The organism is Rhizobium sp. S96 (assembly GCF_030382195.1).
In the GTDB taxonomy this organism is placed as follows: domain Bacteria; phylum Pseudomonadota; class Alphaproteobacteria; order Rhizobiales; family Rhizobiaceae; genus Rhizobium.
Genome location: NZ_JAUDRY010000003.1, coordinates 118,524 through 133,944, shown reverse-complemented (window position 1 = coordinate 133,944; position 15,421 = coordinate 118,524). Strand labels below are relative to the sequence as shown.

17 protein-coding genes are annotated in these 15,421 nt (G+C 60.7%); 13 read left to right on the top strand and 4 right to left on the bottom strand.

The features are described from left to right. Positions 1 to 43 precede the first annotated feature (43 nt). The 13 genes from QTL94_RS01560 (at position 44) to visR (ending at position 12,072) form a co-directional block, all read left to right on the top strand. Positions 44 to 1,684: a globin-coupled sensor protein gene (locus tag QTL94_RS01560; RefSeq protein WP_289800351.1), complete on the top strand. Its 1,641-nt coding sequence runs from the start codon at positions 44 to 46 to the stop codon at positions 1,682 to 1,684. A 63-nt stretch (positions 1,685 to 1,747) separates the two neighbouring features. Beyond that, positions 1,748 to 2,044 carry an STAS domain-containing protein gene (locus tag QTL94_RS01555; RefSeq protein ID WP_289800350.1) on the top strand — a complete coding sequence of 99 codons (297 nt, stop codon included), beginning with the start codon at positions 1,748 to 1,750 and terminating at the stop codon, positions 2,042 to 2,044. Next, positions 2,041 to 2,406 (top strand): chemotaxis response regulator CheY1, encoded by a 366-nt coding sequence (gene cheY1, locus QTL94_RS01550; protein WP_065689475.1) that lies wholly within the window; start codon positions 2,041 to 2,043, stop codon positions 2,404 to 2,406. Before QTL94_RS01555 ends, cheY1 begins: the two co-directional genes overlap by 4 nt. 17 nt (positions 2,407 to 2,423) lie before the next feature. Continuing rightward, positions 2,424 to 4,700 carry a chemotaxis protein CheA gene (locus QTL94_RS01545; protein ID WP_289800349.1) on the top strand — a complete coding sequence of 759 codons (2,277 nt, stop codon included), beginning with the start codon at positions 2,424 to 2,426 and terminating at the stop codon, positions 4,698 to 4,700. A gap of 4 nt (positions 4,701 to 4,704) precedes the next feature. Beyond that, positions 4,705 to 5,172 (top strand): chemotaxis protein CheW, encoded by a 468-nt coding sequence (locus tag QTL94_RS01540; RefSeq protein WP_289800348.1) that lies wholly within the window; start codon positions 4,705 to 4,707, stop codon positions 5,170 to 5,172. Further along, positions 5,169 to 6,080 (top strand): protein-glutamate O-methyltransferase CheR, encoded by a 912-nt coding sequence (gene cheR, locus QTL94_RS01535; RefSeq protein WP_113520229.1) that lies wholly within the window; start codon positions 5,169 to 5,171, stop codon positions 6,078 to 6,080. Before QTL94_RS01540 ends, cheR begins: the two co-directional genes overlap by 4 nt. Beyond that, positions 6,077 to 7,120 (top strand): protein-glutamate O-methylesterase CheB, encoded by a 1,044-nt coding sequence (cheB, locus tag QTL94_RS01530; RefSeq protein ID WP_065689479.1) that lies wholly within the window; start codon positions 6,077 to 6,079, stop codon positions 7,118 to 7,120. Before cheR ends, cheB begins: the two co-directional genes overlap by 4 nt. Then, positions 7,120 to 7,509: a response regulator gene (locus QTL94_RS01525; RefSeq protein WP_065689480.1), complete on the top strand. Its 390-nt coding sequence runs from the start codon at positions 7,120 to 7,122 to the stop codon at positions 7,507 to 7,509. The genes cheB and QTL94_RS01525 overlap by 1 nt, the downstream gene beginning before the upstream one ends. Beyond that, the gene (cheD, locus tag QTL94_RS01520; protein WP_065689481.1) at positions 7,506 to 8,060 is read left to right on the top strand and encodes a chemoreceptor glutamine deamidase CheD; all 555 of its coding nucleotides are present in this window, start codon (positions 7,506 to 7,508) and stop codon (positions 8,058 to 8,060) included. Before QTL94_RS01525 ends, cheD begins: the two co-directional genes overlap by 4 nt. A 14-nt stretch (positions 8,061 to 8,074) precedes the next feature. Continuing rightward, positions 8,075 to 8,467, top strand: coding sequence for a DUF8776 family protein (locus QTL94_RS01515; RefSeq protein ID WP_289800347.1), 393 nt, complete (start codon positions 8,075 to 8,077; stop codon positions 8,465 to 8,467). Positions 8,468 to 8,575: 108 nt separating this feature from the next. Beyond that, on the top strand, positions 8,576 to 10,264 hold the full coding sequence (fliF, locus tag QTL94_RS01510) for a flagellar basal-body MS-ring/collar protein FliF (RefSeq protein WP_065689483.1): 1,689 nt from the start codon (positions 8,576 to 8,578) through the stop codon (positions 10,262 to 10,264). A gap of 302 nt (positions 10,265 to 10,566) precedes the next feature. After that, the gene (visN, locus tag QTL94_RS01505; RefSeq protein WP_065689484.1) at positions 10,567 to 11,313 is read left to right on the top strand and encodes a transcriptional regulator VisN; all 747 of its coding nucleotides are present in this window, start codon (positions 10,567 to 10,569) and stop codon (positions 11,311 to 11,313) included. 12 nt (positions 11,314 to 11,325) lie between these two features. Further along, positions 11,326 to 12,072, top strand: coding sequence for a transcriptional regulator VisR (visR, locus tag QTL94_RS01500; RefSeq protein WP_065689485.1), 747 nt, complete (start codon positions 11,326 to 11,328; stop codon positions 12,070 to 12,072). Positions 12,073 to 12,084: 12 nt separating this feature from the next. On the opposite strand, the gene QTL94_RS01495 is transcribed toward visR, so the two are convergent. The 4 genes from QTL94_RS01495 to fliN form a co-directional block, all read right to left on the bottom strand. Continuing rightward, entirely contained in the window at positions 12,085 to 12,525 is a 441-nt protein-coding gene (locus QTL94_RS01495; protein WP_065689486.1) for a BspJ family T4SS effector nucleomodulin, read from the bottom strand. A 4-nt stretch (positions 12,526 to 12,529) separates the two neighbouring features. Continuing rightward, positions 12,530 to 13,609, bottom strand: a complete 1,080-nt coding sequence (gene flhB, locus QTL94_RS01490; protein ID WP_065689487.1) for a flagellar biosynthesis protein FlhB — start codon at positions 13,607 to 13,609, stop codon at positions 12,530 to 12,532. 127 nt (positions 13,610 to 13,736) lie between these two features. Next, positions 13,737 to 14,777: a flagellar motor switch protein FliG gene (fliG, locus tag QTL94_RS01485; protein WP_065689488.1), complete on the bottom strand. Its 1,041-nt coding sequence runs from the start codon at positions 14,775 to 14,777 to the stop codon at positions 13,737 to 13,739. 29 nt (positions 14,778 to 14,806) lie between these two features. Beyond that, positions 14,807 to 15,370 carry a flagellar motor switch protein FliN gene (gene fliN / locus QTL94_RS01480; RefSeq protein ID WP_065689489.1) on the bottom strand — a complete coding sequence of 188 codons (564 nt, stop codon included), beginning with the start codon at positions 15,368 to 15,370 and terminating at the stop codon, positions 14,807 to 14,809. Positions 15,371 to 15,421: the final 51 nt, after the last annotated feature.

Below are 15,421 nucleotides of genomic sequence, written 5' to 3'. Positions count from 1 at the left end.
ATTTCAGCCGGGCAGCCGCCCGGACCGTGGTTGGGGACAGGCGTTGGGGCAGGAATTGCCATCGGATCAGGCTCGAGGGGCACAGGCAGGCAGCCTGCGCGACCGCCTGCGTTTTGCCGGCCTCGATGCCGACCAGTGCGAGATGGTCCGACGCCACCGGCCAGAGCTCCAGGAACACCTGACGTCCGGCCTTCGCGATCTCTTCCAGCGCTTCCAGTCGTTCCCCGATGCCGCCCGCAACTTCGAGAGCGAACGGCAGGTCGAGCGCCTGCATGATCTGCAGACATCCCATTGGGATGTCCTGACGGATGCGCGCTTCGACAGCCTCTACGCCGAGCGCGTCAAGGTACTGTCGGATTCTGAAAGCAAGATGGGCCTCGACCCGCGCTGGCACGTTGCCGGCCACGGTGTCGTACTCGAGCATGTTATTGCCGGACTGGCGAGCGAGCTTGCAGGACGGCCGTTCCTGCCGAGCGCCAAACGCCGCTCTCGCGAAATCGCCGAGCTGATGACGGCGATCATCCGATTGGTCATGGTGGATGTCGAGATTGCAGTGTCGCTGCGCTTCAACGCGTTGCGCGCCTCGCAGCAGCGTCAGCTCGCCGACCAGCGCAGCAGCGACAAGGCTGAAGTCGCCCGTATGTTTGCCGACGTCATCCGTGGTCTTGCCGCGCGCGATCTGACCGTTCGTGCCGCGGTCGGGCAGGAGAGCGCACATCGCGACATCGGCGAAGCCCTGAACGGCGCTCTTGACGTTCTTCAGTCCGAATTCGTTGCCATCGGCGAACGCACGGCAACGGCGGAAACCTCCGTCCATACGCTGGGCGAGGAAAACCGCCGGTTTGCAGGCAACGCCTCCGAGCAGGCCGAACAGTTGCTGCATTCCGCCACCGCTCTCGCTGATCTCTCCGAGCGTGTCCGCCTCGGGGCAGCCGGAAGCCGTGCCGCCGAGCAGACCGCCGCCGCCACCCGTGCCGCCGCCGAGCAAAGCGGCGAAGTGGTTGGCCGTGCGATCACGGCGATGGCCGACATCGAAAAGTCCGCCGAACGCATCGGACAGATCATTGGCGCGATCGATGAGATCGCTTTCCAGACGAACCTGCTTGCCCTCAACGCCGGTATCGAGGCGGCACGTGCCGGCGATTCCGGTCGTGGCTTCGCCGTCGTCGCGCAGGAAGTCCGCGCGCTTGCTCAGCGCTCGGCCGACGCCGCGCGTGAAATCAAGACATTGGTGAGCACGACCAAATCGCAGGTGGACGCCGGCGTTCAGATGGTCGGTCGCACGCAGGATTCGATCGGCAGCATCGTCCGCCAGGTTACCGAAATCAACGCCGCCATCGCCACGGTCGCAAGCCAGGCAGGCGAGCACGCGACGGGTCTCGATGCCGTGACCGCGGACGTGAAAGGGCTGGGCGCGCAGGTCGCCGGGAGCGCGGCAGCCGCCATGCAGTCCGCTGCGGGTGCGGATCATCTGCACACCGTCATCGTCGAACTCGGCCAGACCATCAGGGAGTTCCGCATCGCCCGGCGGAACGCCGAGGAAGATCGTCGGCCGGCGCCAGCTTTCGCGACATCCTACTCCATTCAAGCCGCGCCCGCGCAGGCACCTGTCGATGAAGACGAGAGCGATTTCGGCTTCGGTCAGCCTCTGGCGAGCCTCGGAGGTGGGCGGAATGTTTACTAACCGCATGAGATATGACGGCGGCTCACATTCGCTGGACGCAAACGAGGGAACAAGGAAAAGCTGATGGCAGCAAAGAAAACCGGGAAGGCGCTGAGTTTGGCGGCCGTCCTCGATCTGAACGAGGCGACCGCTCTGCGCGACAAGCTTCTGGGGATGCGGGGCAGCGACGTTTCGATCGATGCCTCCGCTGTGGAACGGGTCGGCGCGCTCAGCGCACAGGTTCTGATGGCTGCCGCCAAGACCTGGGACCAGGACAAATTGGCGTTCACCTTCACCAAGGTTTCGGACGCGTTTCAGAAAACCATGCAGTTGATTGGTGTCGACATCCACCATCTGCTCGCCAAGGAGATCCGGCAATGAAGAAGAAAGTGCTTACCGTGGATGACTCACGGACGATTCGGAACATGCTTCTCGTGACCCTCAACAATGCGGGCTTCGAGACGATCCAGGCGGAAGACGGCATCGAGGGCCTTGAGGTTCTGGAAGAATCCAACCCCGACGTCATCGTCACCGACATCAACATGCCGCGTCTCGACGGTTTCGGCTTCATCGAAGGTGTTCGCCGCAACGACAAGTATCGCGCAATCCCGATCCTGGTCCTGACGACCGAAAGCGACGCGGAAAAGAAGAACCGCGCACGCCAGGCCGGCGCAACCGGCTGGATCGTCAAGCCTTTCGACCCTGCCAAGCTGATCGATGCCATTGAGCGCGTAACCGCTTAACCCCAGGATTTTTCCTTATGGATATGAACGAAATCAAAGAGATCTTTTTCCAGGAGTGCGAGGAGCAGCTCGCTGAACTGGAATCTGGTCTTCTGAAAATGAATGATGGCGATCGCGACCCGGAAACCGTCAACGCGGTGTTCCGTGCCGTCCACTCGATCAAGGGCGGCGCTGGCGCCTTCGGTCTGGACGATCTCGTTGCCTTCGCCCACGTCTTCGAGACCACACTTGATTGCGTTCGTTCCAACAAGCTTGAGCCGACGCAGGATGTCCTGAAGGTCATGCTGAAGTCGGCCGACGTGCTGGCGGATCTCACCAACGCTGCCCGAGATGGCGGCAGCGTCGATGAAAGCCGCAGCCGCGGTCTGGTCAAGGAGCTGGAAGCACTGGCAAACGGCGAGCTGCCGTCTGCTGTTGCGGAAGCTCCTGCCGCCAAGCCGGCACCTGTCGCCGCACCGGTGGCTGCTGCCCCGGCAGCAAAGCCGACGGATGAGAGCGGCTTCCAGCCGATTCCTTTCTCCTTCGACGATTTCGGCGACGAGGAAGCACCGGCTTCGGAAGCGCCGTCTTATAAGATCACCTTCAAGCCGCGCTCGGATCTCTACTCCAAGGGCAACGACGCCACCTTGCTGCTGCGCGATCTGAGCCGTCTTGGCGAAATGCGCGTCAACTGCAATGCCGATGCGTTGCCCGGGCTCGACGAAATCGATCCGGAAGCCGCCTACTTCCATTGGAACATCACGCTTACGACGGACAAGGGCGAAGACGCCATCCGTTCGGTTTTCGAATTTGCCGAATGGGATTGCGAACTGGAAGTCGCTGCCGCTGAGGCCGAAGCTGGCGCTTCTGCAGCCGAAGAGCTGCCGATGATCCCGGTTCCCTTCGACCTGTCGATCCTTGACGATAGCGCCGCTGAAGCCCCGGTCGAAGCGCCGAAGGCGGATGCCGCCGCAGCGGTTGCTGCCGCTGAAACCGCCTCGAACGTTGCGCAGATGGCTGCCGCCGCTGCCCGCGTCGAGAAGAAGGAAACCGCAGCAAGCGCTGCTGCCGCCGCCCAGAACAACGCGGCCGCCGCAGCCGCGAGTGCCGGCCAAACGATTCGTGTCGACCTCGATCGCGTCGATCGCCTGATCAACCTCGTTGGCGAGCTTGTCATCAACCAGGCGATGCTGTCGCAGAGCGTCATCGAGAACGACACGACCGGCACATCCTCGATCAACATGGGCCTCGAAGAGCTGCAGCAGCTCACTCGCGAGATCCAGGACTCGGTCATGGCGATCCGCGCGCAGCCGGTGAAGCCGGTCTTCCAGCGCATGTCGCGTATCGTCCGCGAAATTGCCGACATGACCGGCAAGTCGATCCGCCTGATCACGGAAGGTGAAAACACCGAAGTCGACAAGACGGTTATCGACAAGCTTGCCGAGCCGCTGACCCACATGATCCGCAATGCCGTCGACCACGGCATCGAGACCCCGGAAAAGCGCGCTGCCAACGGCAAGAACACCGAAGGCACCGTTCGCCTCACCGCGAAACATCGCTCGGGTCGCATCCTGATCGAGCTCGCCGACGACGGCGCCGGTATCAATCGCGAGAAGGTGAAGCAGAAGGCGATCGCCAACGAGCTGATCCCGGCCGATGCCAACCTGACGGATGAGGAAATCGACAACCTGATCTTCCTGCCGGGCTTCTCCACGGCCGACAAGATCTCCGACATCTCCGGACGCGGCGTCGGCATGGACGTCGTCAAGCGCTCGATCCAGGCGCTCGGCGGTCGTATCAACATCACCTCGCGGCCGGGGCAGGGCTCTGTCTTTACAATGAGCCTGCCGCTGACGCTCGCCGTTCTCGACGGCATGGTCGTCACCGTTGCCGGCCAGACCCTGGTCGTGCCGCTGACGGCAATCGTCGAAACGCTCCAGCCGGAAGCGTCCGCGATCCACTCCTTCGGCGCCAGCCATCGCCTGATTTCGATCCGCAACAGCTTCTGCCCGCTGGTCGATGTCGGTCGCATCCTGAACTTCCGTGCCACCCAGGCCAACCCGGTCGAAGGTGTCGCTCTCCTCGTCGAATCCGAAGGCGGCGGACAGCGCGCCCTCATGGTCGATGCGATCCAGGGCCAGCGCCAGGTCGTCATCAAGAGCCTTGAGGCGAACTACACCCACGTCCCGGGTATCGCTGCCGCGACCATCCTCGGCGATGGTCGAGTGGCGCTCATTCTTGACGTCGATGCCGTCGTGGGTGCGTCCCGCGGGCAGGCATTGAGGCAGGAAGTATCGTTGGCAGCAGTGGGATAAGATAATGTCGTATGCCGTGAAAAATCTGAACGAAAGGGATCGCGAATTGATCGCGTTCCGCGTCGGGGATCAGGAGTTTTGCGTGAATGTCATGTCGGTGCGCGAGATTCGCGGCTGGACGCCGGCAACGGCGATGCCGCACTCGCCCTCCTACATGAAGGGTGTCATCAACCTGCGCGGTGCAGTGTTGCCGATCATCGATCTGTCGGCGCGTCTCGGCATGAAGCCGGCTGTGACCACCCCGCGCCACGTCATTATCGTGGCGCAGGTGCACAGCAAGGTCGTCGGTCTGCTGGTCGATGCCGTGTCCGATATTCTGACCATCGCCGAAGACAGCATCCAGCCGACGCCGGAGATCGCATCTGAGCTACAGCGCCAGTTCGCTCGCGGTGTTCTGGCGATCGACAAGCGCATGATCTGCCTACTCGAACTCGAAGCCATCTTCCCTGAAACGGAAAGCGAAGCTGCATGAATGTCCTGAGTGCAAAAGACATGAGGCAGGGGAACCCCGATGAGGTTCTGGCGAACGGCGAATACCCGCTGACGCGCCGCGACCTCACGGAAATTGCCGCGATGATCTACTCGGATGCGGGGATCTTCCTGAACGAGACCAAGGCATCGCTGGTCTACTCGCGTCTTTCGAAGCACATCCGCAATCTCGGCCTCTCGGGCTTCCGGGAGTATTGCGCGCTGGTATCATCGCCGGCGGGGGCTGCTCCGCGCCGTGAGATGCTGTCGCATCTGACGACGAATTTCACGCGCTTCTTCCGCGAGAACCACCACTTCGAGCACCTGCGTGATCACGTGCTGCCGGAGTTGTTGCAGCGTGCCAAGATGGGCGGCCGCGTCCGTATCTGGTCAGCCGCCTCGTCCGACGGGCAGGAGCCTTATTCGATCGCGCTGACCGTGCTGGCAATGATGCCGAACATCGCCGACTACGACTTCAAGATCCTGGCGACCGATATCGACCCGAAGATCCTGGCCATCGCTCGCGCCGGTGCTTACGACGAAAACGCGCTGGAAACCGTATCCCCGGCGATGCGCAAGCAGTGGTTCAGCGAAGTCGAGGTGCAGGGGCGCCGCAAGTTCCAGGTCGATGACCGGGTCAAGCGTCTTATTACCTACAACGAGCTGAACCTGATGGCCCAGTGGCCGTTCAAGGGCAAGTTCGACGTCATCTTTTGTCGCAACGTCGTCATCTATTTCGACGAGCCGACCCAGATGAAGATCTGGTCGCGCTTTGCAGAGCTGCTGCCCGAGGGTGGTCATCTCTATATCGGTCACTCGGAGCGTGTCTCCGGTGATGCCAAGAATGTCTTCGACAACATTGGCATCACCACCTACCGCTACACGACCAAGGGCGTCGGGAGGAAGGCATGAGCGCGCCAGCCAGAGTTCTCGTCGTCGACGATTCGGCGACCATGCGCGGGCTGATCACCGCTGTGCTGAGCGCTGACCCCGAGGTCAGCGTCATCGGCCAGGCGGGCGATGCGCTCGAGGCACGCGAGGCGATCAAGAAGCTCAATCCCGATGTTGTGACGCTCGACATCGAGATGCCCAACATGAACGGCCTCGATTTTCTCGACAAGATCATGCGGCTGCGCCCCATGCCGGTCATCATGGTCTCGACGCTAACGCATCGCGGTGCTGATGCCTCGCTGGCGGCGCTCGAGATCGGCGCTTTCGACTGCGTCGGCAAGCCACTGCCCGGTGATGCGCGCCCCTTCGGCGATCTCGCCGAGAAGGTGAAGGCGGCCGCGCGTTCGCAGCGGCGCCAGTACACCCAGCCGGCTCCTGCCGCGCCGCCACCGGCCGTTGCCGATTTCCGTGTCGGTCGCAAGATCGTTGCCATCGGGTCGTCTACCGGCGGGGTCGAAGCATTGATCGCCGTACTGCAGAAGTTTCCGGCCAATTGCCCGCCGACGGTCATTACGCAGCATATGCCGCCGACCTTCACCAAGAGCTTCGCCGAGCGGCTCAATCGCCTTTGCGCACCGGTAGTGCAGGAAGCGACCGATGGCGCTCGCCTGGAGATCGGGAAGATCTATCTGGCACCCGGCGGTGAACGTCACCTGCAGGTCACGAACGCCTCGGCGCCAGCCTGCCGGCTGGTCGAGCGCGATCCGGTAAACGGCCACCGGCCGTCCGTCGACGTGCTGTTCGATTCGGTCGCCGAACTTGCCGGCCGCAATGCCGTCGGTGTCATCCTGACCGGAATGGGACGCGATGGCGCCGCCGGTCTTCTGAAAATGCGCCATGCCGGCGCACGCACTCTCGGACAGAACGAGAAGACCTGCGTGGTGTATGGCATGCCGCGCGTCGCCTACGAACTCGGAGCCGTGGAACATCAGCTGCCGCTGAACGCCATCGGCGAAGAAATCTTGAAAATGACTGCCGCCCGAAAGGAAGGAACTGACTAATGTCGATTGCAGAGAAAATTAAGGTCCTGATCGTTGACGATCAGGTGACGAGCCGGTTGCTGCTGAGCGACGCGCTGACCCAGCTCGGCTTCAAACAGATCACCTCGGCCGGCGACGGCGAGCAGGGCATGAAGATCATGGCCGCCCAGCCCCACCACCTGGTCATCTCGGACTTCAACATGCCGAAGATGGACGGCCTCGGCCTGCTCCAGGCTGTTCGCAGCAATCCGGCGACCAAGAAGGCGGCCTTCATCATCCTCACCGCCCAGGGCGACCGCGCCTTGGTGACGAAGGCTGCGGCATTGGGCGCCAACAACGTTCTCGCCAAGCCGTTCACCATCGAAAAGATGAAGGCGGCGATCGAAGCCGTATTTGGAGCATTGAAATGAATGTCGAGGTTGCGGCCCGCCGCGTTCACATCATCCAGGGCGAATGGAAGGTCCTGAATGATCCGAACGCGGTCTTGACGACCATACTTGGCTCGTGCGTGGCTGCATGTCTGAGGGATCCTGTGGCAGGCATCGGAGGAATGAATCACTTCCTGCTGCCCGGTACTGGAAATACGCCGATGACCGGTGGCGATGCCACCCGCTACGGCGTCCATCTGATGGAACTGCTGATCAACGGCCTCTTGAAGCAGGGCGCGCGCCGCGACCGCCTGGAGGCCAAGATCTTCGGCGGGGCAAAGACGATCTCGACATTCTCCAATGTCGGCGAGCAGAATGCCCAGTTTGCCGTGCAGTTCCTGAAGGACGAAGGCATCCCCGTCGTCGGTTCGAGCACCGGTGGCGACCACGGCCGCAAGCTTGAATTCTGGCCGGTTTCCGGGCGCGCACGGCAATACCCCCTGACTGGCGCGGAAACGCAGAGGACTGTCGCTCTGGAACAGCGGCCGGTTGCTCCGCAGAAGCCCGTCGAAACTAGCATTGAATTTTTCTGAGGCGAGGATTGTGAATGACCCTGACTACCGTTGTGGAGCCGTCGTCGCCGGTGGAAGCGCTGCCTGAAATTCTGACCCGTGTCGTCGCGGAACTGCATGACGTCGCCTACCTCATCGAGCGCATCGAGCCCCAGCTTCTCGAACTGGGCGGTGGCGCCACGCTTCTGAACTCGCCTGAAAGCATGAAGGTGATGCAGGGGATCGACCTCGCAGTGCAGAAAACCCGCGGCCTGGCCGAATTCATTGACAACATCACCAATGAAATCTCGCATGACTGGACCGTTGACGTGGCAACGGCACTCAGCCTCGTGAAGCTGAGTGAAATGCAGCGTGCGCTTCGCGGCAGCATACATCCGGCCCATTCCCAGCCTCTCGCCAAGGCCGCCGGCGACTTCGATTTTTTCTGACCGGCACCAATCTCGCACCTTCGTAGGAAACGCTCGCACAAGTTTCGGCTCGTATTGTCGAATGAGGCAATAAGCCTGCTATGTCTGTGACGATCGTGCGAGAACAGAATGAATCTGTTAAATCAATTACTTCAGGTTATTAAGAACTTTAGTTCGCTAGGGCGGAATCGCCTGTTGGCGTTAGCCGGTGTGGGTGTCGTTTCCATTGCTCTCGTGCTCGGCGCGGCGCTTATGGTCAATAAACCCGCGCAAGAATCGCTTTATGTCGGCCTTGATGCGCCCGATCTCAACCAGATTAGTATCGCTCTCGCCGAAGCAAACATCGCCTTTCAGGTCGGCACTGACGGAACCAGTATCACCGTTCCCGCCGGCATGACCGGAAAGGCACGCCTCCTGCTCGCCGAACGTGGCCTGCCGAACAGTGCCAACGCCGGCTACGAGCTTTTCGACAACGTCGGCTCGCTGGGCCTGACCTCGTTCATGCAGGAAGTCACCCGCGTTCGCGCACTTGAAGGTGAGATTGGCCGCACGATCCAGTCCATCTCAGGCATCAATGCAGCGCGCGTCCACATCGTCATGCCCGAAACCGGGAACTTCCGCCGTGCCGAGCAGAAGCCGACTGCCTCCGTCATGATCCGCGCGAGCGCCTCCACAGGCCGCAACGCCGCAACCTCCATCCGTCACCTTGTCGCCTCGGCAGTCCCCGGCCTTGATGTCGGCGACGTGACCATTCTCGATTCCGCCGGTCAGCTGCTCGCTTCGGGCGATGAGGCGGGCAACAGTTCGTTGAACCGCTCGCTCAGCATCGTCCAGAACGTTCAGGACGAGGTCGAATCCAACATCGACAAGGCTCTTGCCCCGTTCCTCGGCATGGACAACTTCCGTTCCAGCGTCACGGCGGACCTGAATACCGACAGTCAGCAGATTCAGGAGACGGTCTACGATCCTGAATCGAAGGTGGAACGCTCGGTTCGCACGACCAAGGAAGCGTCCCAGTCGCAGCAGAAGCAGTCCGATAACGCCACGACGGTCGAACAGAACATTCCTCAGGCAGCTCCTGATTCCGGCGGCAACAATGGTCCGGAATCGCAGGACAAGTCCGACAAGAAGGAAGAGCAGACCAACTACGAGATCAACAGCAAGACGACCGCTACCACCCGCAACAGCTACAAAGTCGACAAGCTGTCGGTTGCCGTTGTCGTCAACAAGGGTCGCATCGCCAAGATGGTCGGCGAGCCGGTCGACCAGGCGAAGATCGACGCCTATCTCGCGGAGATGCAGAAGATCGTTTCCTCGTCTGCCGGCATCAACACCGCCCGCGGTGACGTTGTTACCGTCACGGCGATGGAGTTCCTGGACAACCAGCTTCTCGAAGACACCGGCTCCGGCGTTCGCGTCATGGATATGCTGAGCAGAAACCTCGCCGGCATCATCAATTCGCTTGCCTTCGTTGCGGTCGCCTTCCTGGTGGTCTGGATGGGTCTCCGTCCGATGGTCCGCAGCATGACCGGTGGCGCAGCGATCGGTGGCGATACCTCGCCGGAAAGCGCCGGCCTGGAACTGCCGGACTTCGCACCGGCTGTCGGTGCTGGCGGCGGTGGCGCTCTGATGGAAGGCTTCGGATCCGATTTCGGCTTCGACAGCACCGAAGACCTGCTCAGCCTGGGCGACGACGACGGCAACTTCAATCGCCGCGTCAAGGAAGGCCCGGAACGCAAGCTGGCCCGAATGGTGGAAATCAACGAAGAACGCGCAGCAAAAATTCTTCGAAAATGGGCGGTCGAAAACGCCGCATAAAAGAAAGGCCGGGAAACCGGCCTTTTTCTTTTGTCGTGATTTTCTCCGGCCGATTGGCGCTATCTCGCGTTTGACGCGAATCGTATTGCCAGAAAGGCCAGAATCATCTTAATTTTAGCATTCATTGAAGATATGGAATCAGCGTGCGAATCGGCGCACGAAATGCGGATAATGTAAATCCCAAGAACTCGGAGGTGGTGAATTTCCTCCGTTGTCGTAATCTTGGATGATTCGCGGCTAGGGTGTATTTCTGTAGAAGACGCCGCGGATCTGTCGTAATTCCTCAGCCGCAGGATTTGTCAATGGACATGCACATATTGCAGGCGCTCAAGAGCGATACACACAAGGGAAACTTTGTGGGCATCGCCTCGGCAAACCTGTCATCGCGCGAGGAATTGATCAGCCAGCTTTGCGAGATTTCAAGCACGGGCAGGTTGCAGCCAGGGCTTCGCGCCCTGACGGACTACGTAGGAGCGTCGCACTATCTTCTTGCCCGCGCTGACCTGGTGCAGGAAGCTGGACTCGACTTCGTGGTGTCGTCGGACTGGCCGTTCGATCTGGTAACCAATCTGGCCGGCACCTTCGTCGGCGGCTTTGCGAGGGCCACCGAGCTCGAAAAATGCATGCAGCTCTTCCAGCCGCATTTCGCGCAACTGCCCGATAACGCTGACGTACCGGACGGTGCCAGCCGGCAATATTGTTCGCTGATGTTCAACCTTGGCCGCTCGCGCCTTGCCTTGATGTTCCTCTTCGACGACGGCTTCATCCTGTCTCAGGAACGGCTGAGAGATGTGGGCCTGCTGACGGCCTACTTTACCAGCTTCCTGAACTGTGGCGGCTCGAAGTCGGATCGTGATTTCGAACTCACCGACCGCGAACTCGAATGTCTCTTCTGGATTGCCGAAGGCAAGACCAGTGATGAAATTGCGATGATCCTCGGCATCTCCCGCAATACCATCAACAACTACATCACCAGCGTCATGCGCAAGACAGCAACCAAAACTCGTTCCGAAGCGATAGCGTTCGCGGTTCGAAACAATCTCGTTTAGAGGAACGGCGCAATGGCACATCCAACGGGCAGGTCGCTGGGAAATTCCGATACCGGGCGTCCGATGCGTACCAACAAGGTAAGCAGCCGATCGGATCTGTTTCCTCGCCTGGTTGCCATGCAGAAGCTGGCTGACGCGCAGAACTTCGCGGTTTACCGAATCAGCGGCGCCGGCCTGCCGGCGAAGCAGCGGCTCGTCTGCGAACTGGAAAACTGGGGCCCGTCGAATGCGGGTTTCAGCAAGGCCTTCGTGGACGCTCACGGCGAAGCGCTCCTGGATCATCTCGAGAAGTCGATGCTGCCGCTCGCCTGGGCTGGTGGGCACGATCGCGCGCTGCCTGGCCCCGCCGGGATCGTTCCGTTCATGGCGAAGCTGCAGGATGGCCTGGTGCCGTTTTCCGGCATGGCCTTTCCGGTGCGCCTGGGCGCGATTGGAAACGGCTTCGTTATCTTCACCGGCGACGATCTCGATCCGCCGGGTGATGTCATCGTCGAGCTCCACGGTCGTGCGTGCCATGTGCTGATCGATCTGTTGTCGCTCGATGAACGGCGTGTCGCCGCAGCTGAAGCGCTCAGCGAACGCGAAATCGCCTGCCTGCAGCTGGCCGGCGACGGTCGGATTAGTGACGAGATCGCGGAAAAACTCGGCCTGTCGGTCCACACCGTCAATGCCTATCTCGGCTCGGCCACGATCAAGCTGGATTCGGTCAACCGAATACAGGCCATCGCGAAGGCGATCCGCCTCGGCTACATCAGCTGAAGATTTGACAGCTTAGCTTGCCAGGGCCTGGAGCGGATCGACGTTGAACCGCGCCGCATGCAAGCTGCGCTCCAGGAAAGCGGTGTTTTCGTCGGGATCGTTTGAGGGGTTCTCAAAGGCGATGTGGTTGATCTCGATGCCGGCGTGCTCCGCTGCCAGTGTCAGCTGGGCATACACGGTGACGCCCTGTGGCTTGATTTCGAGATCGATCACCACTTCCGGCTTACCACCCCACTCCAGCGTATAGCTGCCGCCATGGCCGAAGTTGACCGTGCCGGGGTGGAAAAACATTTCGGCGGCCGAAGAGACGAGATCGGAAAGATTGCCGTAATACTCAAAGCGCAGGATCGAGATCAGGTCGGAAGCGTCCAGAAGTCGGAGCTCAGTGGCGACCGGGCTGATTGCTTCAGCTAGAATTTTTTCACGCTGGGCAGAGTATGGGCATTTTTTCATTCGGTTATCGTACCCGTTGGTTCTTGGCTTGCGTCGCATAAACCCGATGAATGAGTTCGGCGACGGCCTTGTAGAATGCTGACGGGATGACACTATCCACCGAGACTTGCGCAAACATGGAGCGCGCAAGCGGCGGATCTTCGAAAACGGGAATTCCGCTCGACTCCGCGATCTCTCTGATTTTCAAAGCAATTAGGTCCTGCCCCTTGGCAACGACGATAGGCGCATCGTTTTCTTCGCGGACGTAGCGCAGCGCGACGGCATAGTGGGTCGGGTTCGCAATGACCAGGGTGGCGCGCGGTACGTTGGCGATCATGCGGCGACGGGCGCGATCGCGCATGAGGGATCGCTGGCGGCTTTTGACGAAGGGGTCGCCCTGCGATTGCTTGTTTTCTTCCTTGATTTCATGCCGGGTCATCTTCAGTTCGCTGAAATAGTGATAGCGCGTCCAGAAGAAGTCGGCGATTGCCACCACCGCCGTCGCGATCAGCACCACGATGGTGATCTTCTGCATCGCGGACATCATGCGCGTAAAGATCGTCGCCGGGTCGGAGAACATGGCGTCGATGGCGCCGAAATATTCGCTCTTCAGGACGAAGAACATTACGATGCCGACAATCAGGATCTTTATCAGCGATTTGCCGAATTCGATCAGGCCGGGAAGGCTGAAGATGCGCGACCACCCCTTGGCTGGCGAAATTCGCGAAAATTGCGGACGGATGCGCTCGAGCACAGGTACCGGAAGGTTCTGCGCGATCGATGCTATGAGGCCGAATGTCATGAACAGGATCATTGCCGGCGCCAGCAACGCGGCCGCCACCCAGCCAAGATGGACGAACAGCGAGAGAACGTCGGGTCCCGTCTCGATCTTCCATTGATCGGGCTGCTCGAAAATGTCCTTGAGCGCATCGCCGACCCGACCGAGACCGCTCGGCAGAAAGAAGATCAGGTAGACGTAGGTCGCAAGGACCGTCGCAAAAAGCGGCAGCTCGCGAGAGAAGGGCAGGTTACCTTTTTCGGCAGCGTCGCTCTTCTTTTTCGCGGTAGGGGCTTCTGTTTTGCTGTCCTTGTCATCATCAGCCAAGGTCGCGGCCCTCCATCAAAAGGAAACGGCCGCACTGGAGCGCGGCCGTCTTCAAGGTTAGCTGTCGGGATTGCCGCGATCAATCGCTTCAATCGACCCCGGTCGATCTGTACACAGCTACGGCGCCTTAGGCTGCAGCTGCGCCGTCGCCTTCGGTCTCCTTGAGCTGGATCTGGCCGGAATTCGAAAGGCGAATCGCTTCCTGGGCAATCGCGCGGCGCGCAATCGCGATCTCGCGCGGGTTGATGCCGACGGTACCGCTCTGCAGGTCCGATTCGATCATGCGCCGCTGGCGAGGGCTGATCGACGCAAGAACCGCTTCGCGCATTTCGGCAGACGAGCCACGCAGGGCCATGGTGAGGATGTCCGCAGAGATGTCGTTCAGCAGCATGACGCGGCTGCGCTGCGGCATGAGCATGAGATCGTCGAAGAGGAAGATCTTCGGGCGGACCTTGTTGACCGATTCGCGGCTGATCGATTCGAGCGAGGTGAGCAGGGTATCGACCTGCGGCTTGTCCATCTCGTTCATCAGTTCCGCGACCTTCGTCGAGCCGACCGAGTTCTTCTCGGCATCGATCTCGGCGAGCAGGGTCATGACCTGCTTTTCGATGATCTGCGCAGCCTTCGGGCTGACAGACTTCAGGTTGACGGTACGGTTCATGATGTCCGCGCGTCGCCCGTCCGGGATCTGCATCAGCACCTTGGCGCCGAAGGAAGACGGCATCATGGACAGGATGTAGGCCACGGTCTGCGGATGTTCGCGCATGAGGAACTTGCCGATGAACGCCGGGTCGCCTTCGCCGAGTCGGTCCCAGATCGACGTCTCGTATGCCTGGAAGGTCGTGCGTCGGCCGAGCAGGCTGTCCACTTCGTCGGGGGTCAGGCCCTCTTCGAGGATGCTCTCGATCGCCTTGGCATTGTCCATCAGGCCGGCGCCTTCGGTGAACAGGTCCTCGAACTCGGCAACGAGTCCCAGCAGTTCATCCGGTGGAATGGCGCGCAGCGATTGTGCTGATCCGATGATCGTCTGCAGTTCGGCCTGCGTGAAATACTTCAGCAGGCGGCCAGCGACCCCTTTCCCCATCGCAAGGAGAACGGCAGCCGCTTTTTCAGCCTCGGTCAACGGTTTCCCGGCTAGAGCGCCGCCGAAATCGTCAAAGTCCATCATGGTCTAACCTCTCCGTCCCTGCAGCGGGATCAGGCTTTTTTAGTGCTCATTACTTCGATCAGCTTGACCCCAAAGCGGGTGTCGTCGTTTTCCAGTACGGTGATTTCGCCGCGCGCGATCTTGCGGCCGTTCACCATGATCTCGACGGGTTCGCCGATCTTCTTGTCGAGTGCGATCGTGGCGCCCTCGTTCAGGTTCATCAGGCCCGAAACCTGCATGCGGCTGCTGCCGAGCATGATCTGGACGTCGATCGGAATGTCCATGATCAGCTCGAGATTCGACTGCATGGCGCTGCCGAGCGGTGCCGGCTCGGAAGCCGTTGCGCCGAACGACGTGTCGCTGCCGAAGTCGCCACCGCCGAAATCGGAGGAGCCACCGAAGTCACCACCGCCGAAGGAGGTGTCGCTGTCCAGGTCGCCGCCGAATGCGGAGAGATCGGTGCCGGGAGCATCGCCGCCGAAGTCCGGCATGCCGCCATCTGCGTCGGTCTTCAGAACGCCGCGCAGGTCGTCGATAGCCTGATCGAGTTCAGCCTCGTTGCCCGGGAGCTCGAGGGAAAGATCGTCGGTTTGCTTTGTCTTCTTCGTCGCCATGAAATCACTATTCCAGTTGAAACTTGCCTCAACCTGCCGTGCGGCAGGGGA

What these genes read in the sequence shown, in the direction of transcription:
- QTL94_RS01555 (WP_289800350.1), top strand. Translation starts at nt 1,748, where the DNA reads ATGGCAGCAAAGAAAACCGGGAAGGCGCTGAGTTTGGCGGCCGTCCTC.
- cheY1 (WP_065689475.1), top strand. Translation starts at nt 2,041, where the DNA reads ATGAAGAAGAAAGTGCTTACCGTGGATGACTCACGGACGATTCGGAAC.
- QTL94_RS01545 (WP_289800349.1), top strand. Translation starts at nt 2,424, where the DNA reads ATGGATATGAACGAAATCAAAGAGATCTTTTTCCAGGAGTGCGAGGAG.
- QTL94_RS01540 (WP_289800348.1), top strand. Translation starts at nt 4,705, where the DNA reads ATGTCGTATGCCGTGAAAAATCTGAACGAAAGGGATCGCGAATTGATC.
- cheR (WP_113520229.1), top strand. Translation starts at nt 5,169, where the DNA reads ATGAATGTCCTGAGTGCAAAAGACATGAGGCAGGGGAACCCCGATGAG.
- cheB (WP_065689479.1), top strand. Translation starts at nt 6,077, where the DNA reads ATGAGCGCGCCAGCCAGAGTTCTCGTCGTCGACGATTCGGCGACCATG.
- QTL94_RS01525 (WP_065689480.1), top strand. Translation starts at nt 7,120, where the DNA reads ATGTCGATTGCAGAGAAAATTAAGGTCCTGATCGTTGACGATCAGGTG.
- cheD (WP_065689481.1), top strand. Translation starts at nt 7,506, where the DNA reads ATGAATGTCGAGGTTGCGGCCCGCCGCGTTCACATCATCCAGGGCGAA.
- QTL94_RS01515 (WP_289800347.1), top strand. Translation starts at nt 8,075, where the DNA reads ATGACCCTGACTACCGTTGTGGAGCCGTCGTCGCCGGTGGAAGCGCTG.
- fliF (WP_065689483.1), top strand. Translation starts at nt 8,576, where the DNA reads ATGAATCTGTTAAATCAATTACTTCAGGTTATTAAGAACTTTAGTTCG.
- visN (WP_065689484.1), top strand. Translation starts at nt 10,567, where the DNA reads ATGGACATGCACATATTGCAGGCGCTCAAGAGCGATACACACAAGGGA.
- visR (WP_065689485.1), top strand. Translation starts at nt 11,326, where the DNA reads ATGGCACATCCAACGGGCAGGTCGCTGGGAAATTCCGATACCGGGCGT.
- QTL94_RS01495 (WP_065689486.1), bottom strand. Translation starts at nt 12,525, where the DNA reads ATGAAAAAATGCCCATACTCTGCCCAGCGTGAAAAAATTCTAGCTGAA.
- fliG (WP_065689488.1), bottom strand. Translation starts at nt 14,777, where the DNA reads ATGATGGACTTTGACGATTTCGGCGGCGCTCTAGCCGGGAAACCGTTG.
- fliN (WP_065689489.1), bottom strand. Translation starts at nt 15,370, where the DNA reads ATGGCGACGAAGAAGACAAAGCAAACCGACGATCTTTCCCTCGAGCTC.